General features: G+C 63.9%; 20 protein-coding genes and 1 pseudogene. 11 read left to right on the forward strand and 10 right to left on the reverse strand.

Annotated elements, in window-relative coordinates:
• Positions 1 to 13 precede the first annotated feature (13 nt).
• From F6X42_RS15835 to F6X42_RS15845, 3 genes are all read right to left on the reverse strand, one after another.
• Positions 14 to 1,414, reverse strand: a complete 1,401-nt coding sequence (locus F6X42_RS15835) for a sigma-54-dependent transcriptional regulator (RefSeq protein ID WP_187635116.1) — start codon at positions 1,412 to 1,414, stop codon at positions 14 to 16.
• A gap of 300 nt (positions 1,415 to 1,714) precedes the next feature.
• Positions 1,715 to 1,966: a hypothetical protein gene (locus tag F6X42_RS15840; protein WP_187635117.1), complete on the reverse strand. Its 252-nt coding sequence runs from the start codon at positions 1,964 to 1,966 to the stop codon at positions 1,715 to 1,717.
• 100 nt (positions 1,967 to 2,066) lie between these two features.
• Complete coding sequence (locus tag F6X42_RS15845) at positions 2,067 to 2,384, reverse strand: ElaB/YgaM/YqjD family protein (RefSeq protein ID WP_187635118.1); 318 nt, start codon at positions 2,382 to 2,384, stop codon at positions 2,067 to 2,069.
• Between the two features lie 400 nt (positions 2,385 to 2,784).
• On the opposite strand from F6X42_RS15845, the gene F6X42_RS15850 reads away from it, so the two are divergent.
• The 3 genes from F6X42_RS15850 to F6X42_RS15860 all read left to right on the forward strand — a co-directional run bounded on the left by F6X42_RS15850 (position 2,785) and on the right by F6X42_RS15860 (position 5,237).
• Positions 2,785 to 3,840 carry a sigma-54 interaction domain-containing protein gene (locus F6X42_RS15850; RefSeq protein WP_187635119.1) on the forward strand — a complete coding sequence of 352 codons (1,056 nt, stop codon included), beginning with the start codon at positions 2,785 to 2,787 and terminating at the stop codon, positions 3,838 to 3,840.
• 285 nt (positions 3,841 to 4,125) lie between these two features.
• Entirely contained in the window at positions 4,126 to 4,704 is a 579-nt protein-coding gene (locus tag F6X42_RS15855) for a hypothetical protein (RefSeq protein WP_187635120.1), read from the forward strand.
• On the forward strand, positions 4,701 to 5,237 hold the full coding sequence (locus F6X42_RS15860; protein WP_187635121.1) for a hypothetical protein: 537 nt from the start codon (positions 4,701 to 4,703) through the stop codon (positions 5,235 to 5,237). The genes F6X42_RS15855 and F6X42_RS15860 overlap by 4 nt, the downstream gene beginning before the upstream one ends.
• Before the next feature lie 66 nt (positions 5,238 to 5,303).
• Here the strand turns inward: F6X42_RS15860 and F6X42_RS15865 are convergent, their stop codons facing one another.
• The gene (locus F6X42_RS15865; RefSeq protein WP_187635122.1) at positions 5,304 to 6,650 is read right to left on the reverse strand and encodes an ABC transporter ATP-binding protein; all 1,347 of its coding nucleotides are present in this window, start codon (positions 6,648 to 6,650) and stop codon (positions 5,304 to 5,306) included.
• 19 nt (positions 6,651 to 6,669) lie between these two features.
• Entirely contained in the window at positions 6,670 to 8,421 is a 1,752-nt protein-coding gene (locus tag F6X42_RS15870) for an ABC transporter permease (RefSeq protein WP_187635123.1), read from the reverse strand.
• A 783-nt stretch (positions 8,422 to 9,204) separates the two neighbouring features.
• Here F6X42_RS15870 and F6X42_RS15875 point away from each other — a divergent pair.
• A complete protein-coding gene (locus F6X42_RS15875; RefSeq protein WP_187635124.1) occupies positions 9,205 to 10,896 on the forward strand; it encodes a sensor domain-containing diguanylate cyclase in 1,692 nt (563 codons plus the stop codon).
• A 155-nt stretch (positions 10,897 to 11,051) separates the two neighbouring features.
• Entirely contained in the window at positions 11,052 to 11,318 is a 267-nt protein-coding gene (locus F6X42_RS15880) for a double-stranded DNA-specific endonuclease (protein ID WP_187635125.1), read from the forward strand.
• Positions 11,319 to 11,391: 73 nt separating this feature from the next.
• Here the strand turns inward: F6X42_RS15880 and F6X42_RS15885 are convergent, their stop codons facing one another.
• Both F6X42_RS15885 and F6X42_RS15890 read right to left on the reverse strand, forming a co-directional pair.
• Positions 11,392 to 12,708 carry an ATP-binding protein gene (locus tag F6X42_RS15885; RefSeq protein WP_187635126.1) on the reverse strand — a complete coding sequence of 439 codons (1,317 nt, stop codon included), beginning with the start codon at positions 12,706 to 12,708 and terminating at the stop codon, positions 11,392 to 11,394.
• Positions 12,692 to 13,417 carry a response regulator gene (locus F6X42_RS15890; protein WP_008918153.1) on the reverse strand — a complete coding sequence of 242 codons (726 nt, stop codon included), beginning with the start codon at positions 13,415 to 13,417 and terminating at the stop codon, positions 12,692 to 12,694. Before F6X42_RS15890 ends, F6X42_RS15885 begins: the two co-directional genes overlap by 17 nt.
• A 218-nt stretch (positions 13,418 to 13,635) precedes the next feature.
• On the opposite strand from F6X42_RS15890, the gene F6X42_RS15895 reads away from it, so the two are divergent.
• Positions 13,636 to 14,169 carry a Spy/CpxP family protein refolding chaperone gene (locus F6X42_RS15895; RefSeq protein WP_187635127.1) on the forward strand — a complete coding sequence of 178 codons (534 nt, stop codon included), beginning with the start codon at positions 13,636 to 13,638 and terminating at the stop codon, positions 14,167 to 14,169.
• A 139-nt stretch (positions 14,170 to 14,308) separates the two neighbouring features.
• Here the strand turns inward: F6X42_RS15895 and F6X42_RS15900 are convergent, their stop codons facing one another.
• Positions 14,309 to 15,019, reverse strand: coding sequence for a pirin family protein (locus F6X42_RS15900; RefSeq protein WP_187635128.1), 711 nt, complete (start codon positions 15,017 to 15,019; stop codon positions 14,309 to 14,311).
• Between the two features lie 446 nt (positions 15,020 to 15,465).
• On the opposite strand from F6X42_RS15900, the pseudogene F6X42_RS44000 reads away from it, so the two are divergent.
• The 5 genes and pseudogenes from F6X42_RS44000 to F6X42_RS15920 all read left to right on the forward strand — a co-directional run.
• A pseudogene (locus F6X42_RS44000) lies at positions 15,466 to 15,561 on the forward strand (ABC transporter substrate-binding protein); the annotation flags it as partial.
• Between the two features lie 274 nt (positions 15,562 to 15,835).
• The gene (locus tag F6X42_RS15905) at positions 15,836 to 16,525 is read left to right on the forward strand and encodes an ABC transporter permease (protein WP_187635129.1); all 690 of its coding nucleotides are present in this window, start codon (positions 15,836 to 15,838) and stop codon (positions 16,523 to 16,525) included.
• Positions 16,522 to 17,235, forward strand: a complete 714-nt coding sequence (locus F6X42_RS15910) for an ABC transporter permease (RefSeq protein WP_187635130.1) — start codon at positions 16,522 to 16,524, stop codon at positions 17,233 to 17,235. The genes F6X42_RS15905 and F6X42_RS15910 overlap by 4 nt, the downstream gene beginning before the upstream one ends.
• A 39-nt stretch (positions 17,236 to 17,274) precedes the next feature.
• Entirely contained in the window at positions 17,275 to 18,054 is a 780-nt protein-coding gene (locus F6X42_RS15915; protein WP_187635131.1) for an ABC transporter ATP-binding protein, read from the forward strand.
• Between the two features lie 615 nt (positions 18,055 to 18,669).
• Complete coding sequence (locus F6X42_RS15920) at positions 18,670 to 19,827, forward strand: porin (protein WP_187635132.1); 1,158 nt, start codon at positions 18,670 to 18,672, stop codon at positions 19,825 to 19,827.
• Positions 19,828 to 20,011: 184 nt separating this feature from the next.
• Here the strand turns inward: F6X42_RS15920 and glnK are convergent, their stop codons facing one another.
• Both glnK and F6X42_RS15930 read right to left on the reverse strand, forming a co-directional pair.
• Positions 20,012 to 20,350, reverse strand: coding sequence for a P-II family nitrogen regulator (gene glnK / locus F6X42_RS15925; RefSeq protein WP_187635133.1), 339 nt, complete (start codon positions 20,348 to 20,350; stop codon positions 20,012 to 20,014).
• Between the two features lie 103 nt (positions 20,351 to 20,453).
• Positions 20,454 to 22,154, reverse strand: a complete 1,701-nt coding sequence (locus F6X42_RS15930; RefSeq protein WP_187635134.1) for an NAD+ synthase — start codon at positions 22,152 to 22,154, stop codon at positions 20,454 to 20,456.
• Positions 22,155 to 22,181: the final 27 nt, after the last annotated feature.

Raw genomic sequence — 22,181 nt, forward strand, 5'->3', positions numbered from 1 at the left:
GAACGAGCGCGGATCAGAGGTCCGCGCCGCCGAGCGCGCGCGATTCGTCGGCGGGATCGCCGTCTTCGCGGGCATCGTTGCCGTACTCGACGAGCCGGTTATACAGCGTCTTCAGGCTGATGCCGAGAATCTCCGCGGCGCGTGTCTTCACGCCGCCGCATTGCTCGAGCGTCGCCAGAATCAGCTGACGGTCGGCTTCCGCGAGCGAGGTGCCGAACGGGATCGTGATCGCGGTGCCGGCCGCGGGCTTCGACAACGTGATCTGCAACGGCACGGTGGCCGTGCTGTCCGAATCGGCGCTCGACATGATGTGCGCACGCTGCACGTAGTTCTTCAGTTCGCGCACGTTGCCCGGCCACGGATACGACAGCAACATCTCCTTCATTGCGACCGGGAAATGCTTCTTCGTGCCGTGACGCTCGTTTAGCTCATCGAGGAACGATTGTGCGAGCAGTTCGACGTCCTTGCCGCGATCGCGCAGCGGCGGCAGGCTGATCGGAAACACGTTCAGCCGGTGGTAAAGGTCGAGCCGCAGCTTGCCTTCGAGCACCGCCTGCTCCGGATCGCGATTGGTCGCCGCGATCAGGCGCACATCGGTTTCGATCTCCCTGGTCGTGCCGACCCGCATGAACATGCCGGTCTCCAGCACCCGCAGCAGCTTGACCTGCAGCTCGATCGGCATCTCGGTGATTTCGTCGAGAAACAGCGTGCCGCCGTTCGCGCGCTCGAAATAGCCCTTGTGCTGCCGGTCCGCGCCGGTGAACGATCCGCGTTCGTGACCGAACATTTCCGATTCGATGAGATTCGGCGAAATCGCGCCGCAGTTGACTGCGAGGAACGCGTGCTTGCGGCGTAGGCTCAGCTCGTGCAGCGTCTGCGCGGCGACTTCCTTGCCGGTGCCCGATTCGCCGACGAGCATCACCGAGGCCGCGGTAGGCGCGACGCGGCTGATCTGGTCGTAGACCTCCTGCATCGCCGGCGAATTGCCGAGCATCAGACCGAAGCGGCCCATGCGACGCAATTCGCCGCGCAGCGTGCCGATCTCGGCTTTCAGGTCGCCGGCGCGCGGCAAGCGCGACAGGATCGCCTTCACGCGCTGCATGTTGATCGGCTTCACGAGGTAGTCGGCCGCGCCCATTTTCAGCGCGCTGACCGCCGACTCGACCGTCGCGTGGCCGGTGATCACGATCACTTCGACGCCGGAGCGCGGGTCGAGATCTTCGAACAGATCGACCCCGCTGCCGTCGGGCAGCTTCAGATCGGTGAATACGACGTCCGGTATCTGCCGGATCAGTTGAATGCGCGCTTCGCGCAGATCGCCCGCGGTGGCGGTGGTCAGCCCGTCTTCCCCGATGATGGCGGAAAGCGCCTCGCGGGTACTTGCGTCGTCATCGACAATCAGTACATGTGGCATCGCGTTTCGAAAGCCTGCAAGCGTGGGTCAGAGAATAAGCGGAACACGCCAATGGGCATGCCGCTAAACAGTCGGCTGCATGACGCGAAATCGCCGGGTGCCCGGTTCCGCCAACCATTTAGTGGAAAAATGCAACAATAACACGTGTATTCACGCAGATTTCCGTGTCATTGTTGTCTATTTGCCTATTATACGGCTTTATAGGATTCATTTAACAATCCCCTTCCAGCCGCTGACCGCCGATCCGGCTGCGGCGGAGCCCTCCGGTCGCTGGCCGCCTTCGCCTGCAAGCACATCGGGTCAGCCACGCGGAAACGGCCATGCGCGGTGCTCGCCGTGGACCTGTCCCGAGCCGTTGGTGCTGTGCGAGGCGGGCGCCAGCTCCGTCGACGAGGCGGTCGGCGCGGCCACCGCGCCACCCTCGTTTTCCCAGCGGCTGAGATCGCGCGCCGGGGAAATCTGGCCGGTGCGTTTGTCCTGCACATAGCGAACCGCGAGGAAGCCGCCGAGTGCCATCAATGCGCCGAAAATACCAATCATGGGTCGTGCCATCATGAACTCCCTGGATCGTGATGCAGATGAGCGCTGGCCGCGCAAAGTGCGCGCCGCGCCTTGTTGCGAGCCGATGCGAGCGTCGCGCGATGCGCCGCGTCTACCGCGCGACCAGCACGCCGAGCAGAAGACCGGTGCCCGCCGCTAGCGCGAGCGAACGCCACGGGTTATGGCGCACATAATGCTCGGTGCCGACCGCCGCCTCGCGATACCGACGATGCACGTTGCGTTGCGCGTCACCGAGTGTCGATTGCAGCGTTTCGACATGCGTGCCGAGCCGGTCGCGCAACGCATTGACGCCTTCGCCAGGGACGTTGGCGGCGAGCCGCAGCATTTCCTCGGAGTCCCTCAGCAGCACCCGGAGATCGTCGACGATCTTCTGTCCGCCGAGTGCAAGTTGTTGCGTGGTGTCAGTCATCGTTCACTCCTCGTCTGAGTCGGCGTTCGTGAATGTCGCGCAATGGGCGCGTGGGAACGGTGCAACCGTTCGCGCTTTGCCGGGTGATGCGGGTTGCCGGTTTTTGCCCTGGCCGGTTGGCGATGCGACGTAGCGGTCAAAAGCTCGCACGACTCGATCAAACGGTCAACGTTGCAAAGCATGTGCCCGGTATATTTACCGCTTATGCACGCAGAAAAGGCCAATTTCAAGCACTTTCGACCGACTGCACGCACGATTATTTCAGCGGCTGCCGGTTCCATTGCCGGAATCAGCGTCGAAGTGGTTAAATCGTCTTTATGAGATAGTGGCTGTACGGTCTCTCGCATTCAAGGCCTGCGCGCCGCAACATGAACTTCATTTGCACGGGACTTTCCCTTTTATGGCGTCAATCGATCTGGACTCGCCGACCGTGTCCGCCGGCGGCAATGCTTCGCCACAAGCGAAGCAGCGGGTCGCGGACGGCGTCGCGGGACTGAAATCGTACGGGCTGCTGTACGGCTCGTCGCCGGTGATGCTCGATCTGTACGAGCAGATCGAACGCGTCGCCGATACCGACGCGACTGCGCTGATCATCGGCGAATCCGGCACCGGCAAGGAGCTGATCGCCCGCACCATCCACGAACACAGCAGCCGCAAGGACGGCGCGTTCGTCGCGGTGAACTGCGGCGCGATTCCAGATGAGCTCATCGAAGCCGAACTGTTCGGCCACGAAAAGGGCAGCTTTACCGGCGCGGTCCAGGGCCGCGTCGGCTACTTCGAACATGCGAACGGCGGCACGCTGTTTCTCGACGAAATCACCGAGATGGCGCCGGTGCGCCAGGTCAAGCTGCTGCGCGCGCTCGAAACCGGCACGTTCTATCGCGTGGGCGGCAACGAGCTGATCAGCGGCAACGTGCGGGTGATCGCCGCGACCAATCGCGATCCGGCGGTGGCCGTCAAGGAAAACGGCTTGCGCGAGGATCTGATGTACCGGCTCGCGGTGTTTCCGCTGCGCGCGCCGCCGCTGCGCGAGCGCGAAAACGATCGCGAGCTGCTCGCGCAACACTTCCTCGCGCAGTTGAATCAGCAGGAAGGCACGAACAAGAGCTTCAGCAAACGCTCGCTCGAGACGCTGCGTTCATGGTCGTGGCCCGGCAACGTGCGCGAGCTGAAGAACGCCGTGTATCGCGCATTCATCCTTGCGGAGAAGACCGTTGAATTGCCGCATCCGCATCTTGCGTCGCGAGTCAAGAAAGCGGTCACGCAAGGCGATGCGATGAGCGTGTGGATCGGCACACCGCTCGCCGACGCGCAAAAGCAGATCATTCTCGGCACGCTCAAGTACTGCGGCGGCGACAAGCGGCGGGCGGCGAAAGCGCTCGGCGTGAGCCTCAAAACGCTGTACAACCGGCTAAGCGCATACGGCGACGAAAGCGGGGAAGACGAGACCGAGTGATAGCCAGTGCAACGGGGGGCCGTTCGTCGATGGTGGCGGCCCGCTGTTGCGCACGCCGACGGCAAATTTGTCCAAATGTCCCAAAAACCTGGCACAGCCAGGCAAATCGTCCCACCGGTGCAACAGAAAACATCGCAACGCACGAGGTTTTGCAATTTCTTGCATTTTTTCGCTGCCAATTACAAAACGCATCCTGCACAATGCGGCAGCGTAATAAACGACGTGTCCTTCGTTTACACGCGCGACGCGTGAACGCAGGCACCTGTACGGGCGGGGACGGGAGAAATGCAAAAGAACATAGTGTGGGCTGGCAACGCGAAGTCCGTTGCCGCAGGCAAACGCCCCCACGTTACGGCGCTGATTGCGCTGGCGCTGGCGGTTTCGTCGGCATTGAGCGGCTGCAGTTCGTTGTACTCCGAAGGCGCGGTCGCGGGTGCCGGTATCGCGGGTGCCGCGGTCGCCAGCAAGGTCACCAGCAACGCGGCGGTAGCGACCGGTATCGGTCTTGGCGCGGTCGCCGCCGCGCGCGCCGGCGTGCAGTATTCGGAGCGTGTGGTCCACACGAATACGCAGACCAGCATCGCGCAGGCGGCCGGTCCGCTCGAGGTCGGCGCCGTCGCGCCGTGGAGCATCACCCACTCTTTCCCGATCGAAGACGACGAACACGGCCGCGTGACCGTCAGCCGTCTGATCAGCACCGGCGCGCTCGACTGCAAGGAAATCGTCTTTTCCGTCGATCAGACCGCGACGCGCGACAAGCCCGCGAGCAGCGCGTTTTACATCGCATCGGTTTGCCGTGATGGCAAGGACTGGCGTTGGGCATCGGCCGAACCCGCCACCGAGCGCTGGGGTGCGCTGCAATGAAGGCGCGCTCGCTTGGCGTTCCGATCAGGCGTCCGCTGCGGCTCATCGCGGCCGGCGCGCTGTGCGTCGGCGCGAGCCTGCTAGCGAGCGGCTGCTCGTCGATCGGCGCCGCGAGCGGCGCGGCGGCGGGTCTCGCGTCGGGCATCGTGACCAGCAATCCGGCCGTCGCACTCGGCGTCGGCGTGGCCGTGCAAGCCGCGACCGACGAAGCGGTCGCGCGCTACATGCGCAGCATGCATCAGGATCAGCAAGATCTGATGGCGGCGCTGGTCGGCACGATGCCGGTCGGCGAAACGAAACCGTGGTCGGTCAAGCATACGTTGCCGATCGAGAACGGCCACGGCCAGGTGCGCGTGACCCGCGCGTTCAGCTCGGCGCTCGCGCTGTGCAAGGATTTCGTATTCTCGGTCCAGGACGGCGACGGCCCGAACGCGCCCGAGATGTGGTTCACGGCGAGCGCGTGCCAGCAGGACAACGGTTGGAAGTGGGCGACGGCCGAGCCGGCGGTCGCACGCTGGGGCAATCTGCAATAAAAAAGCGGCGAGATTTTCCTCGCCGCTTTTTGTCTGAACCGCAGTCTTTTGCGGGAAACCCTAGGCTTAAGACTCCACGTCTTCCAGACTGAAGATTTCACTCTGGTCGTTATACGAAAAGATCTCGCCGTAACGGCCCCAGTTGATCACCGCGTCGAGCGTCTCTTCCGCGGCGCTATCCGACAGGAAGTCCTCGAGCTCCTGCTCGAAGCGCACGCGCGGCGCGCGATGTCCCGGCCGCTCGTTCAACACCTTCTTGATTCGCGCCGCGAGCGGCACGTGCCGCAGCAGATGCTCGGCGAACATCATCTTTCGTTCCTGCGTGCCGAACTCGGAGAACACGCGCGCCGGCGGCGTCAGGAAAATGTCGCCCTCGCGCACGTCGGTGAAACCGAGGTGCTGCAGCACTTCGGCGATCGGGAACAGATCGTCGACCTCCAGATGCAGCGAGCGCGCGATTTCCGGCATGTCCGCGCGGCCGTGATACGGCGCAGCGGCGAGCGTCTCGATCAGACCCGCCATCAGGTTGGTCGACACGTGCGGCAGCCAGCTACCGAGCTCGAGCCCCTTCCTGGTCTTTTCGTCGGTCTGACGCGCGGTCATCTTCGCGTAAATCTCGTCGACCAGGCGGCGGAACGCCGGGTCAAGACGGTTGCGCGGATGCTTGAACGGCACCTTGATCTCGGCGATCACGCGGCCCGGGTTCGACGACAGCACCAGAATGCGGTCGCACATGAAGACCGCTTCCTCGATGTTGTGCGTGACGATCAGCACCGCCTTGATCGGCATGCGGCCCTGCGTCCACAGATCGAGCAGGTCGGTACGCAGCGTTTCGGCAGTCAGCACGTCGAGCGCGGAAAACGGCTCGTCCATCAGCAGCAGCGTCGGATCGACGACGAGCGCTCGCGCAAAGCCGACGCGCTGGCGCATGCCGCCCGACAGCTCGCGCGGATACGCGTTTTCGAAGCCGTCGAGACCGATCAGGTCGATCGCGGCGAGCGCGCGCGTGCGCCGCTCCGACGCGCCGACGCCTTGCGCCTCGAGCCCCGCCTCCACGTTCTGCAGTACGGTCAGCCACGGGAACAGCGCGAAGGTCTGGAACACCATCGCGACGCCCTTCGCCGGGCCTGCGAGCGGCTTGCCCATGTACGTGACTTCGCCGTCGGTCGGCTCGATCAGACCGGCGATGATACGCAACAGCGTCGACTTGCCCGACCCCGAACGGCCGAGCAGACCGACGATCTCGCCTTCGCGCAGTGACAGATTCGCGTCGTCGAGGACCAGCAGTTCGCCCTGCGTCTTGTTGAAGCCGCGGCACACGTCCTTCACGCGCAGGATTTCCTCGCCGAGGCGCGGGGGCTTCGGCGGCGTCTGGATCGGCGCGGCGGTCATAGCAGCTTTAGGATTTTGCATCGCGTTAAGCCTTCATTTCTCAATCTAGACGGAGCTTGCCTTCGGCGTAGGCGTACATCGGACGCCACAGCAGACGGTTGAACAGGGTCACGAACAGGGACATCACGGCGATGCCGACGATGATCTTCGGATAGTCGCCCGCCGCGGTGGTCTGCGCGATATAGGCGCCGAGGCCATGCGCGGCGACCTTGGTATCGCCCCACTGCACGAACTCTGCAACGATGCTCGCGTTCCACGCGCCGCCCGACGCGGTGATCGCGCCGGTCACGTAATACGGAAAAATGCCCGGCAGCATCGCCTGACGCCACCACTGCCAGCCGCGAATGTGGAAATTCTTGGCCGCCTCGCGGTAGTCGTTCGGATACGAGCTTGCCCCGGCGATCACGTTGAACAGGATATACCACTGCGTGCCGAGCACGATCAGCGGCGACAGCCAGATGTCCGGATTCAGATGGAAGCGCACGATCGCGATCACGAACACGGGGAACAGCAGGTTCGCCGGGAACGCGGCGAGGAACTGCGCGAGCGGCTGGACCTTTTCGGCAAGCGCCGGGCGCAGGCCGATCAGCACGCCGACCGGCACCCAGATCACGGAAGCGATCGCGATCAGCACGACCACGCGCAACAGCGTGATCAGGCCGAGCACGAACACGTGGCCGATCTCGTCGAGCGACACGCCGGTGCGCACATACAGGAACACGCGATACACCACGTACACCGTGGCGACCAGTACGATCGTCGCCCAGATGATGTCGCCGATCCTGGCGTTCTTCTCGCGCTGCGGGATCTGAAAGCGCGGCGCGCTGAGCGCCGGCAGCTGAAAGCGCACGCGAGCCGCGCGCGCGAACATCCAGCCGAGCGGCACGAGCAGCCGGTGAATCAGCCGCGTGCGGCGGATCAGGTCGAGCAGCCACGATTCAGGCGCGTCGCCCGAGCTCGTGGTCTCCATGCGGAACTTGTCGGCCCATGCGACGAGCGGACGGAACAGCAACTGGTCATAGGCGAGGATCACGACCGTCATCGCGAGGATCACCCAGCCGATCGCGTGCAGGTTCTTGTCGCTGATCGCCTGCGCAAGATAGGCACCGATGCCCGGCAGCGTAATCGTGTGATTGCCGACCGTGATCGCTTCCGAAGCCACGACGAAGAACCAGCCGCCCGACATCGACATCATCATGTTCCAGATCAGGCCCGGCATCGAGAACGGTACTTCGAGTTTCCAGAAGCGCTGCCATGAAGTCAGATGAAAGCCGCGCGACACTTCATCGAGATCGCGCGGCACCGTGCGCAGCGACTGATAGAAGCTGAACGTCATGTTCCACGCCTGGCTCGTGAAGATCGCGAAGATCGCGGCTAGCTCGGCGCCGAGCACGCGACCCGGGAACATCGCGAGGAAGAACGTGACCGTAAACGAGATGTAGCCGAGCACCGGCACCGATTGCAGGATGTCGAGAATCGGCACCAGCACGAGACCGGCGCGGCGGCTCTTGGCGGCGAGCGTGCCGTAGCTCAGCGTGAAAAAGAGCGACGCGACCATCGCCGCGAGCATGCGCAGCGTGGTGCGCATCGCGTACTCGGGCAGGTTGGCCGGATCGAGCGAGATCGCCTGTGTCTTGAGCGTCGACATCGGCGCGAGCGTCTCGTGGAAGCCGATCGACGCCATCGCGATCAGGCAGATGATCAGCGGGAACGCGACGAAGTCCCAGCGGTTGGGCAACACGCGCCATGCCGATGCATTGGCGGTGCGCTTCAGGTCGAAGCTGAAATCCATCAGATGCCCTCCCCCTTGAAACAGGCATTCGAACGCTCGAAGGAGGCCGCGGCTGCTCCGCGGCGGTCTATGGGTCGGTCCGGAAAGCGGAAATCAGGCATGGCAAAACGCGCGTGCGTGGTAAATCGTTAGCGTTGGAGACACGTGGAGCCGGCAATCGACGGGTTCGTGGACGCATCGCCCACGACCACAACCATCACGCCGGACTCCTGTCGCCGCGGGCGCCGCCCGAGGGCTGGCGGGCTTTCCTCGTTTTGGACGGCACGACACTACACCATCCTATGTTTCAGGCACAACCTTTCGCCGCAAATTGCGACACGGCATCGCGAGGCCGTGGCGTAAGCCGTCAGCAAGCCCCGGCTCACGTCGTCGCGCCGCGCCCTACCCTGCTCCCGCGTACTTCAGCGTGACACGTCGCGAAGCCGCCAGGCGGCGTGGCGCGCAAGCCACATCGGCGCGTCGCATCGGCGATCATCGCTGAATCGCCCCATCAGGCAGCACAGCTATCAAGAATGCGGCGCGGCTGCCGTTAAGAACCTGATCGGCACGGCATATGCGTGCCGCATCCCAGCAATAACGGTGGCATCGCGCCTCGCGACGGTTAAAATCTGGAAACGACGTACCTGTTTATCAGCGGTTCATCCCGGGCTCTGGCGGCGGCAAAGCGCCCGTCGCTCGCGATGGGACGACACCGCAGCCGACGCAGGTAACGGACACAGCGTCGTGAGCGCGCTGCCACGAACGAGCAAGTTGCATGTCACAGCCAGACGGATCAGAGGGTCGATGAACGGGACAACCTTGCGCCAGATAACCGGGCCGGTCAGCTTCGTGCTGATCGTAGTGGTTTGCTGGTTCGTGGCTGGCATGGTCGCGGACCGGATGGTACAACAAGAGCTGGACGCGGCGTTGCGCACGCAGCGGCAAATGTCCACGTCGATCGTCGACAACATGGCGCAAGTGATTGCCAGCGACCTCGCGATGTCCCGCGCCATCCCCGCGACCATGTCCGAAATGGACGTGGTCCAGCGTGCCCTGGTGCAATCGCAGAATTATGCCGCGAACAGCGAGGCGGCGGAACCCGCGTTGAGAGCCGCCTTGCTGAAGGATCCGCAGATGGCCGCGGTCAGCAGGTTCCTGCATGAGGCGCAGGGCTTCTCCGGGCTCGATCAGGTCTGGATCGTCAACGCGAACGGGATCTGCGTCGCGTCGAGCAGTACGATGTCGAATCCTGACGCTGCGCAGCAGTCGTTTGTCGGTGTGGACATGCGCGCGCGCGGCTATCTGACCAACGCGTTGCTCGGCGGATTCTCCGAAGCCTACGGCGTCGGTCGCGCGAGCGGCGAGCCGGGCATCTTCATCGCCGCGCCAGTGTACGCGAACGGGCTGCTGGTCGGCGCGGTGGTCGCCAAGGTCGGCATCGCGCGGTTGCGCCACTGGGTCGCGCACGCGGGCACCTTCGTCTCCGACGACAACGGCGTCATCATCATGGCGCACAACAGCACGCTCGAAGGCCACGCGTTGCCGAACTCGCGCGTCACGCAGATGAGCCCCGCCGATCGGCGCATCGTCTACCGCCGCGATACGTTCCCCGACATGCTGATCCGCGAAGACACGCAAGTGCGTGAGCAGGCGCCGTGGGTGCCGGCGTCGGTCGCCGCGCAGCTATTCGGCATAGTCGAACAGCCTGCCCCAGCGCTCTATCAGAACCGCGGCGGCCTGAACTCGGGGCTCTCCGCGCATCTGGTCGATCCGCTCGCCGCGTGGCCGGAGCTGTTGCGCAATCACAAGCGCGACCATCTGCTCGTGTTCCTGACGCTGGCCGGCACCGTCGCGCTCGCGTGGGTGATCACCGTGTCCTACGTGCGCGAGCGGCGCCACCATCGCGCGACACGCGATCTCGCCGAGCAGTTGCAGTCGGCCAATACGCTGCTGTCGGCGGAGGCACGGCACGATGCGCTGACCGGCGCGCTGTCGCGGCGCTATTTCCTCGACCTGCTACGCCACGCGATCGATCGCGCGCACGCGGGCCACGAGCCGCTGTGCATGGCGATCGCCGATCTCGATCACTTCAAGCAGATCAACGACCGCTTCGGCCACGCCGCCGGGGACCGCGCGCTCGAACATTTCGTCGAGACGTGCCGCGCCGAGCTACGGAGCTCCGACGCGGTCGGCCGGCTCGGCGGCGAGGAGTTCGGCCTGCTGCTGCCGGCCACCGATCTGACGGGCGGGCGCGAAGTCGTCGAGCGTCTGCGGCTGCGGTTGAAAGCGGTGCCCTCGCCGAAGCTGCCGGCCTCGGTGGGGCTGAGCGTGAGCATCGGCATTACCGAGCTGTCGCCCGACGATCTGCCCGAGCGTCTGATGAGCCGCGCCGATACCGCGCTGTACGCGGCGAAGACCGGCGGCCGCGACCGCACCGAAGCACTGCCGCCCGACGATACCGCGCCGCCCACGCGCACGGCGGTGAACGCCTGGTAATTGGCTTGACGTCGCCGAAACACTCAGCGTGCGACGGCATTGCCCCCTCTGCCCCAGCCAACCTACGCCGCAAACGACGCCCGGCGTCCCGCAACGAAGCAGGTATCATCAATCCTGATATCGGGTTGTCACTACCGCACTAACGGGAGATTCGCATGAAGGGAAATCTGGTGATCGTCTGTCGCGATCAGGACGCTGATGCGTTCGACCAACTGCTCGCCGAATACGGCGCGTTCCAGACGCGTCTGTCGTCGACCGCGTGGTATCTGAAACTGGAGGTCGCGCCGGAACTGATTCAGGAGGAAATACTCGCGCGCCTCGGCAAATATACGACGCACTACATTTTCGAGGCGGAAACGGTGACGTGGAATACCGTCGATAGCGAAACCGCGAACGCGTTGAATACGCTGTTCTCGGACTGACCTCTTCCCGCTCCTCTCCCCGCTCGCGATGCCGACGCCTCAAACCCGGATCGCGACTCCAACCCCCCTGCTTCTACCAGGCGTTTTCCGAGGCGGTCGCGACCCGCGGCAGCACTTCGAACGGAAAGCTCATCAGCACCCGCAAACCGCAGCCGCCGTGATTGCCGATTTCCCATTCGCCCCCCGCGCGCCGCACGAGTCGCTCGACGATCGCAAGGCCCAGTCCGCTATGGCCGTTGCCGCCACGCGCTGGATCGAGGCGCACGAATGGCCGGCTCGCGTTGATCAGATCCTGGGCGGCGATGCCCTTGCCGTTGTCGCTAACCAATAGCGTAAAGCCCTGCGGTGTTCGCGCGGTCGCAACGATCACTGGCGGCGCGCCATACGCATGCGCGTTGTCGAGCAGGTTCGACAGGATCCGGTCGAGCGTGGCCGCGGGCAGCAGAAACGACGGCCCGGCGTTCAGTTCCGTCTGCACGGTCGGCGCGCCGGTGGCCACCGCCCGATAGCTGCGCACGACACGCTCGCACTGCGCATCCACTTCCACGGCTTCGCTGCGGTCCGCGCCGTCGTGCGCGAACAGCAGGAACTGCTCGACGATATGCGTCATCGAATCGACGTCGCGCACGACGCCGTCGCGCGTCTTCGCGTCGTCCATCATCTCGGCGCGCAGCCGCAGACGCGCGAGCGGTGTCTTCAGGTCGTGCGCGACACCGGCCAGCATCACCGCGCGATCGTTCTCGGTACGCGCGACTTCCTGCACCATCTGATTGAAGCCGTGCGTGAGTTGCCGCAACTCGCGCGGCCCGCGCTCGGGCACCGGCGGCACCGGCAGCCCGCGGCCGAAGCGCGCGACCGCCTGCGCGAGCAGGCGCAGCGGCCGCTGCAGCGCCCACGCGGCGAACAGCGCCGCCATCACCGCGAACGAGAAAATAGTGACGAGCCACAAGACCGTGCGGTCGAGCGAGCGCGGCGTGCGCAGCGGCTGCACCGGCACGACGATCCAGTTCTGATCGGTCGCGGCGCGCACCCATAGCGTGGGCGGAGCGCCGGGTGGACCGACGCGCACCTGGGTGTCGGCCGGCATGCGGTCGCGCACGTCGTCGGCGAAACGCGCGAGCGGCGGCGGCATGTTCCTGCTGGCCGCCGGCACGTCGGGGCTTGCCGGGTCGACGAGCTTCACGCGTGATGGCAACGGTTGATCCGGTGTGCGGGCGACGTGCTGACGCACCGCGTCGACGAGAAAAGTCGCTTCCTCGACCGCGTAGCGCGTTTGCAGTTGCGAACGTTCGAGCCGCATCAGCGCATACCACGCGAAATGCGACAGCATCAGCACCGCGACGACGAGCAGCGCGAGCCGCCCGAACAGCGAATCAATGGGCCGACGCATGCTGCTCGCCGTCCGGCACGAACACGTAACCGCGGCCACGCACCGTCTGGATGAAGCGGGGTGTGGATGGGTCGGTTTCGAGAATGCGGCGCAGGCGCCACACCTGCACGTCGATGCCGCGGTCGGTGCCGTCGTACTCGGGACCGTGCAGCAGTTCCAGCAGGCGCTCGCGTGTGAGCGTGCGCATGGGGTGATTGACGAAAATCTTCAGCAGCGCGAACTCGCTGCCGGACAGCGTGAGCGGCTTGTCTTCCTGATGCAGCGTGCGCGACTGGAAATCCAGCGTGAAGCGACCGAAGCTGAACGGCTCGCGCTGCTCGGGCGCGGCCGCCGACGGCAGCGTGCGGCGCCGCCGCAGCACCGCCTGCACGCGCGCGAGCAGTTCGCGCGGATTGAACGGCTTGCCGAGGTAGTCGTCCGCGCCGAGTTCGAGCCCGACGATACGGTCGACGTCGTCCGCGCGCGCGGTCAGCATGATGACGGGGATATCGTCGCCCGACGCGCGCAGCTTGCGCAACGCGGTGAGGCCGTCCACGCCGGGCATCATCAGGTCCAGCACGATGAGGTCGGGGCGCTCGCGCTCGAGGCGCCGTTCGAGCGAGCCCGCGTCGTGCAGCACCGAAACTTCGATGCCCTGACGGGCGAGATAGTCGCGCAACAGATCGCGCAGTTCGACGTCGTCGTCGACGACCAGGATTTGAGTAGCCATGGAATGAAGTTTAACGCGCAGCTAAAAGGGATTTCGTTTTCCGAACCGTCTGAAGGGTTACCGGGTGTTACCGTGAAAGGCGCACGTAATTGCTGGTAATGGCGGCGTCCGGGCGCGTAACACAGCGGCGTTGGCGGTTCTCTACGCTGTGGCTTACCGAGTGCAGGCAGTCCCACGACCGGTTGCATCGTCGGCTATTCCATTACAAGGAGCCTAATATGTCCACCAAAAAGATGTCGCGCGTTCTCGCCGTTGCTGCCACCGCTCTGGCCGTCGGCGTGGGCGCCGCTTATGCCGCTCAACCCGCCGAGCATGCGCGCGGCGGTCCCGGCGGCTGGCACGGCCACTTCATGCAGGAACTGACCCAACTCCACGATCAGCTGAAGCTGAACGCGGATCAGGAAAAGCTGTGGCAAAACGCGCTCGATACGATGAAGCAGAACCGCGAAGCAATGCGCGCCAACCACAAGCAGGTTCACGACCAGTTCAAGGCCGCGCAGCAGCAGCCGATCCTCGATCTGAACGCGATGGCCGCGACGCATCAGCAGATCGAGCAGAAGGACGCGCAACTGCGTCAGCAAACCACCGATGCATGGCTCAAGTTCTATAACGGCCTGAACGACCAGCAGAAGACCACCGTCAGCACGGCGCTGAAGCAGCGCTTCGCGCGGATGGAACAGCGCCACGAGAAGATGCGCGAGCGCTGGGAGCATCAGAAGGACGCGGCGCCGGCGCCGGCCGCCAATCAGTAAGCGGCGCGATGCATCCGCGAGGCGCGCCGGGAAGGACGCTTCGCTGATAGAAAAACGCCACGGAAGAAGTTTTCCGTGGCGTTGCTGTTTGGCGCTGCTCGCTGCTTGATCCGCGCGCGGCGCGAATCAACCGCTTGAATCAGCCGTTCAACTGACCGAGGTCGAACAGCAGCACTTCCGCGTCGTCGCCCTGTTCCAGCGTCAGGGTGTCAACATCGCTGAGCTTGGCGGCATCGCCCGCCTCGAGCACCGTGCCGTTCACGCTCAACGTGCCACGCGCAACGTGCACATAGGCGAGGCGCCCCGCCGGCAACGCGAACGTCGCACGTTCGGGGCCGTCGAACAGTCCCGCGTAGATCGACGCGTCGGCATGGATCGTCACCGAATCGTCGCGGCCGTCCGGCGACGCGATCACGAGCAGGCGACCGCGCTTGCTGTCGGCGTCGAAGCGCTTTTCCTCATAGCCGGGCTGATCGCCCGCGCGGCGCGGAATGATCCAGATCTGCAGCAGATGCGCGGGTTCGTCGCGCGACGCGTTGAACTCGCTATGCTGCACGCCCGTGCCCGCGCTCATGCGCTGCACGTCGCCGGGGCGGATCGTCGAGCCGTTGCCCATGCTGTCGCGATGCGCGAGCGCACCTTCGAGCACATAAGTGACGATCTCCATGTCGCGATGGCCATGCGTGCCGAAACCCTGGCCTCCCGCGATGCGGTCTTCATTGATCACGCGCAGTGGCCCGAAGTGCACGTGCTGCGGGTCGCGGTAGTCGGCAAACGAGAAGCTGTGATACGAGTCGAGCCAGCCGTGGTTGGCATGGCCGCGTTCGGCGGAGCGGCGAATCTCGATCATGGAAAGTCTCCCGGTAAGTAGTCAATCATGGCGATGTCGGGAATGTAGGGGCTCCGCGCCCACTTAACAATCGTGCGCTGCCGCACCGGAGCGTTCCATCGATGCATGCAATCGCGCGCACGGCGCAAGCTGCGATCCCGGCGCCCGGAGGCCCGGCGCCCGGCAGCCCGGCGCCCGAAAAACCGCGCCGGCGTCGCGCACGCACAACGCCCTGCACGGCGTCTTGCCGCTCGCTGCCGTCGCACGCTGGCACCTTGCCGCTGTTCGGGTAAAATACCGCGCTTTTCAAGCCGCGTGGACCTCCCGCGGGACGTGCAGGCCGCGCCGGCAAGCCTCGCCGGGCCGGCCGCGACCGGCGCGCGGCGTGCTTCGGCTCCGCGCCACAGCCGCGCGAGGTGCGCCCGACACGTACCGAACGCGCCGGATCAACGCACCGCGTCGGACGAAAGCTCAACCAGGCGCTCGCTGAGGTTCATCAGGACGGCACGTTCAAGAAGCTCGAAAAGCAGTACTTCGACTTCGACATTTATTCTGACCGTTGAGCGAAACAGGCAGGATACTGGGTAGCAAGCCGGCGCAGGCCGGCGGCCGTGAAAGTAGCAACGAAGGTGGCGACACCCGGCAGTAGATTCAAAACAATCCGAGACGAAAGTCCCAAAAGCGCGCTGCAGGAGCACCAACGTTTCTGCGGCATGATTTGCACAGCGGCACGCTGTGCGCCGCGTGTCACGGCGAGCCAGGCGCTCGTCCCTGACGCGGCGCAACGCGGGCCGCGTCTTTCGCGGTGCGCGAGAAGCGCATGGTCAAGGACCCCCTATGTTCCTTCAAGGCTACGGCCCGCTGCTTCTCAGCGGCACCTGGCAAACCGTCAAGCTGGCGGTGTTTTCGCTCGTGCTCGCTTTCGTGCTCGGCCTGCTCGGCGCGGCGGCGAAATTGTCGAAGAACCGCCTGTCGATCGGCGTCGGCACCGTGTACACGACGCTCGTGCGCGGCGTGCCCGATCTCGTGCTGATGTTGCTGCTCTTCTATAGCATTCAGATCTGGCTAAACAACTTGACCGACGCGTTCGGCTGGGAGCAGATCGACATCGATCCGTTCGTGGCCGGCGTCGCGGTGCTCGGCTTCATCTACGGCGCGTACTTCACCGAGACGTTCCGCGGCGCGTTTCTCGCGGTGCCGCGCGGCCAGCTCGAAGCGGGCGCAGCCTACGGCATGACGAGCTGGCAGGTGTTCTCGCGCGTGATGTTCCCGCAGATGATGCGCTTCGCGCTGCCGGGCATCGGCAACAACTGGCAGGTGATGGTCAAGGCGACCGCGCTCGTGTCGATCATCGGTCTCGCCGACGTCGTCAAGGCCTCGCAGGACGCCGGCAAGGGCACGCTGCGGTTCTTCTTCTTTACCCTGCTCGCGGGGGCGATCTATCTCGTCATCACCACAGTGTCGAACTTCGTGCTGATGTACCTCGAAAAGCGTTACTCGACCGGTGTGCGAAAGGCGGATCTATGATCGAGATCATTCAGCAATACTGGCGCAACTATCTGTTCACCGACGGCTATCGCTTCACCGGTGTCGCGATCACGTTGTGGCTGCTGGTCGTATCGATCGGCCTGGGCTTCTGTCTGTCGGTGCCGCTCGCGGTCGCGCGCGTGTCGAAGAAGAAATGGCTCGCGAGCCTGGTGTGGCTGTACACGTATATCTTCCGCGGCACGCCGCTCTACGTGCAGCTGCTGCTGTGCTACACGGGTCTCTACAGCCTCGAGATCATCCGCAACAACGAGCTGACCAACGCGTTCTTCCGCGACGGCATGCATTGCACGCTGCTCGCGTTCACGCTGAACACCTGCGCGTACACCACCGAAATCTTCGCTGGCGCGATCAAGGCGACGCCCTACGGCGAGATCGAAGCGGCGCGCGCGTACGGCATGTCGTCGTTCACGCTGTACCGCCGCGTCATTCTGCCGTCGGCGCTGCGCCGCGCACTGCCCTACTACAGCAACGAAGTGATCCTGATGCTGCACGCGACCACCGTCGCGTTCACGGCCACGGTGCCGGACATCCTGAAGATCGCACGCGACGTGAACTCCGCGACGTATCAGTCGTTCAACGCGTTCGGCATCGCCGCGTTGCTGTATCTGTGTATTTCTTTCGCGCTCGTGTGGCTGTTCCGCCGCGCCGAGCGTCGCTGGCTCGCTTACCTGCGGCCGCAAGGCAAGTAACTGCGCGTCCGTGGACAAGCAAGCTCGTTAAGGATCCTGATGAACTCCAAGAAGCAGAAGCTCTTCGTCGACGAGCTTCACAAAAAGTACGGCGACAACGAAGTCCTCAAGGGCGTGTCGCTGAAAGCCAATGCCGGCGACGTGATCAGCGTGATCGGTTCGTCCGGTTCGGGCAAGAGCACGATGCTCCGTTGCATCAACTTTCTCGAACAGCCGAACGCGGGACGCATTTTCGTCGACGGCGAGGAAGTGCGCACGCAGACCGCCAGGGACGGCGCGTTGCGCGTGTCGGACCCGAAGCAGTTGCAGCGCGTGCGCACGAAGCTGTCGATGGTGTTCCAGCACTTCAACCTGTGGTCGCACATGAACGTGCTCGAGAACATCATCGAGGCGCCGGTGCACGTACTGGGTCTGAAACGCAAGGAAGCCGAGGATCGCGCGCGCGAGTATCTGGAGAAGGTCGGTCTCGCGCCGCGTCTCGAGAAGCAGTATCCGTCGCATCTGTCGGGCGGCCAGCAGCAGCGCGTGGCGATTGCGCGGGCGCTGGCGATGCATCCCGACGTGATGCTGTTCGACGAACCGACCTCCGCGCTCGACCCGGAACTCGTCGGCGAAGTGCTGAAGGTGATGCAGAAGCTCGCCGAGGAAGGTCGCACGATGATCGTCGTCACGCACGAAATGGGTTTCGCGCGTAACGTGTCGAACCATGTGATGTTCCTGCACCAGGGGCGCGTCGAGGAAGAAGGGCATCCCGACGAAGTGTTCCGGAACACCAGGAGCGAACGTCTGAAGCAATTCCTGTCGGGCAGTCTCAAGTAATAAAATTACCCGCGACTTATGATGTGAATGGCATTAAAAATGTAGTCGATGTAGTTTTACAAGGCGCTTACGAGCGCCTTTTCCGTTTTTGCTGCCTCCTTCCTTCGGGCCATTCGGCCCACTGAAAAGCGCCCGAAATCCCACAAAACGGGCCATTCAAGCCGCATTTCCGCCCTAGCCTGTCACTTTTGACTCGTCAATAGTGGCAATCCTTGATACGGCCCGTCGCGAGCCGCGATTCCCTTGCCAGGCAAGGCTTTGCGCGATTTCGTGAGGGACTGCCCCGAGTCTCGGCTCACATTGGTATTGCAATTTGGCGACACCACGTGTGGGCGGTACTAATTTCTTCTCCCAGTCAAAGTTATTTTTGATAAATTGGTAACGAAAGTAGCAAAACAAAGTTGATTAAAAGTAGTTTCACTTCAAAACACAGAGGAGAACCCGGTCGGCGTGGGGATCGGCGTGACGCAAAGATAGCTCGACGCTACGCGTCATGGCAGGAGAATCCCTATCCACCCGCCACTCTCCCTGGTACCGCTTCCTGTTCGGTGCTAATCGCGTCCGAACACCACTCGCAGTACTGGGTTTCTTTTTTGACAGGGTATGGAGGAGAAGATGAAGAAAGCTTTGCTCGCCGCTGCGCTGATGTCGGCCGGCGTTGTTGCCCACGCTCAGAGCAGCGTCACACTGTATGGCCGCCTGGATGCAGGCCTCGAGTACATGTCGGGCGTCCCGACCGGCGCTAATGCGAACGGCGCGGCCAACACCAGCTCGAACCGTTTCAAGGCGGAAAGCGGTGACTGGGGTACCAGCCTGTGGGGCATGAAGGGTGTCGAGGACATCGGCGCCGGCAACAAGATTCTGTTCCAGTTGGAAGGCTCGTTCAACACGATGACGGGCGCGGGTCCTGGCGGCGGCGGTCTCTTCAATCGCTGGGCAACGGTCGGTATTTCGAACAACCAGTACGGTACGTTCACGATGGGCCGCATGCTGTTCATCTCGAACGGCGTGTGGGACTTCGACCCGTTCGGTCAGTCCAACTGGTCGTCGGCATCGCTCGTGCGTGGTCGCAACTGGCCGCAGTCGAGCAACAACTTCGCGTACCAGTCGCCGAAGATCGCAGGCTTTGACTTCTACGGCCAGTACGCGCTGTCGAATGCGACGAACTGGAACGGCAATGGCTCGACCGCACAAGGTCGCGAAGCTGGCGCGCAGATCACCTACACGAGCTCGCTGTTCCAGATCCGCGGTCTGTACGACGAAATCCGCAACCCGGCAAACGGCCAGTTGTGGGGTGGCCCGGTTGCCAACAACGGCATCAATACGGCTAACACGGGCAACGGCGTATTTGCGGCATCGCGCGAATACTCGGCTCTGCTGAACGTGTTCCTCGGCCAGTTCAAGATTCAGGCCGCCTACCAGGCAGTCCGTTCGGCAAGCGCAACGGGCGTTCTGCCCGGTCAGCCGACCACGCTCGATCACGAATGGGGCGGTGTAACGTGGCAGGCAACGCCGGCTGCAGCGCTGATCGCGGCTGTCTACCACGTGAACGGCAACCACGGCGCGGGCAATGCGACGATCTACACGGTCGGCGGTTCGTACAACCTGTCGAAGCGCACGCTGCTCGACCTGCAGGCAGCGACGGTGCGCAACAGCCGTAATGCTAACTTCGGTCTGAACGCGAACAATGCGGGCTTCGCCGCTGCAACGGACAACCCGCTGCAAGGCCGCCAGCAAAGCGGCGTGTACGCAGGTATCCAGCACTCGTTCTAATCGAACCGTGCACCCCGAGGGTCTTTCCCTCGGGGCGTAACACAGAATTCTCCAAGAGAATCTTTTTCACGCTGCTGCGAGAGGCGCGTATCGGTGCAATATCCGCGAGGGTATTGCACCGTTTTTTATTCGGCGCGCGATTTTGAGTCGTTGCGCGCACCAGGCCGGTGCGTGCTTGCGCAGCTTATACCGCTGCTTCGTTCTCTTCGCCGGTACGGATACGGATCACGCGCTCGACGTCCGCGATGAAGATCTTGCCGTCGCCGATCTTGCCGGTACGCGCCGCGCCGATGATCGCGTCGATCACCTGATCGCATTGACTGTCCGCGACCACGACTTCGATCTTCACTTTCGGCAGAAAGTCGACCACGTACTCTGCACCACGATAGAGCTCGGTATGCCCTTTCTGGCGGCCAAAGCCCTTGACCTCGGTAACGGTCAGGCCCGTGAGGCCGACTTCCGCGAGCGCCTCGCGCACTTCGTCGAGTTTGAACGGTTTGATGACTGCGGTGATGCGCTTCATGGCGAACCTCGTCTCTTGATGGGGAAGAGTGGAAAGGAGAAGGATGATTTTTATTCTACGCCGCGCCGGATGCATTGCGGCATCCGCGCGCGCGTATGGTCTTTCACTCGATCGGCTCGGTGTAGCGCGACGTGATCGGATAACGCCAGTCGCGGCCGAACGCGCGATGTGTGACGCGAATGCCGATCGGCGCCTGGCGGCGCTTGTACTCGTTGATCTTGATCAGGCGCGTGACGCGCTTCACGTCATCGACCGGATAGCCCGCGGCAACGATCTCCGCGAGCGAACGGTCCTCTTCCATGTACATGCGCATGATCGCGTCGAGTACTTCGTATTCGGGCAGACTGTCCTGATCGGTCTGGTTCTCGCGCAGCTCCGCCGACGGCGCGCGCGTCAGAATGCGCTCGGGAATCACGTCGCGCGTCGCAAACGTGGTGGCCGCGTTGCGATAGCGGCACAGCCGGTACACGAGCGTCTTGGCGATGTCCTTGATGACCGCGAAGCCGCCGGCCATGTCACCGTACAGCGTGCAGTAGCCGACCGCCATCTCGCTCTTGTTGCCGGTGGTCAGCACGATCGAGCCGAACTTGTTCGACAGCGCCATCAGCAGCGTGCCGCGAATGCGCGCCTGAATGTTTTCTTCGGTCGCATCTTCGGCGCGGCCCGCGAACTCTTCGGCGAGTGAGCCGCGGAACGCATCGAACATCGGCGCAATCGCGATCTCGTCGTATCGCACGCCGACGCGGCGCGCCATCTCGGCGGCGTCGGTGGCCGAGATGTCGGCGGTGTAACGCGACGGCATCATCACCGCGCGCACCTTGTCGGCACCGAGCGCATCGCACGCCACGGCCAGCACGAGCGCCGAATCGACGCCGCCCGACAGACCGATCAGCGCGCCCGGAAAACCGTTCTTGCCGATGTAGTCGCGCACACCCATCACGAGCGCCGCGTACACCTGCGCTTCGAGCGATTGCTCCGGTGCGAGCGCGGCCGCCAGCGGCGTGCCGTCGTCGAACTCGACGATTGCCGTGGCTTCCTCGAACTGCGCGAGCTTCGCGACCAGTTCGCCCCGCGCGTCGAGCACGAACGAACCGCCGTCGAACACGAGTTCGTCCTGGCCGCCGACCATGTTCACGTAGACCATAGGAATACCGGTCTCGCGAATCCGCGCGCGCAGGATGTCGAAGCGCACCGCTTCCTTGTTGAGGTGATATGGCGAGCCGTTCGGAATCAGCAGCACCTGCGCGCCCGCGGCCTTCGCCATCTGCGCGGCCGACGCATGCCACGCGTCCTCGCAGATCACGACACCGTACTTGACGCCGTCGAGTTCGAACACGAACGGCTGCGGGTCGGAGGCGAAGTAGCGCTTCTCGTCGAACACCTCCGTATTCGGCAGATCCTGCTTGCGATAGGTGCCCTTCACTTCGCCGTCGACGATCAGCGACGCCGCGTTGAACGTATCGACCGGCGGCACGCCGCGCTCGATCGGCGCGTTTGCATTACCATGGCCGTGCGCCAGGTTGTCCGACCCGTCGCGCAGCGGATGACCGACGATCACATGCAGGCCAGTGAACGGCTTCAACTGCGCGGCGAGATCGGCCAACGCGGCCGCGCTCGCGGTATAGAACGCGGGGCGCAGCAGCAGGTCTTCGGGCGGATAACCCGACAGCGCGAGTTCAGGCGCGACCAGCAGCTTCGCACCATCGCTGTGCGCGGCGCGCGCGGCCGCCACGATCTTCGCGACGTTGCCGGCGAAGTCGCCGACGGTGACATTGATTTGAGCAAGAGCGATTCGGGTCTTCATGGCAGGATCGACAGGCAAGCCTTCACG

Origin of the sequence: Paraburkholderia podalyriae (genome assembly GCF_014397785.1) — a bacterium.
GTDB lineage: Bacteria > Pseudomonadota > Gammaproteobacteria > Burkholderiales > Burkholderiaceae > Paraburkholderia > Paraburkholderia podalyriae.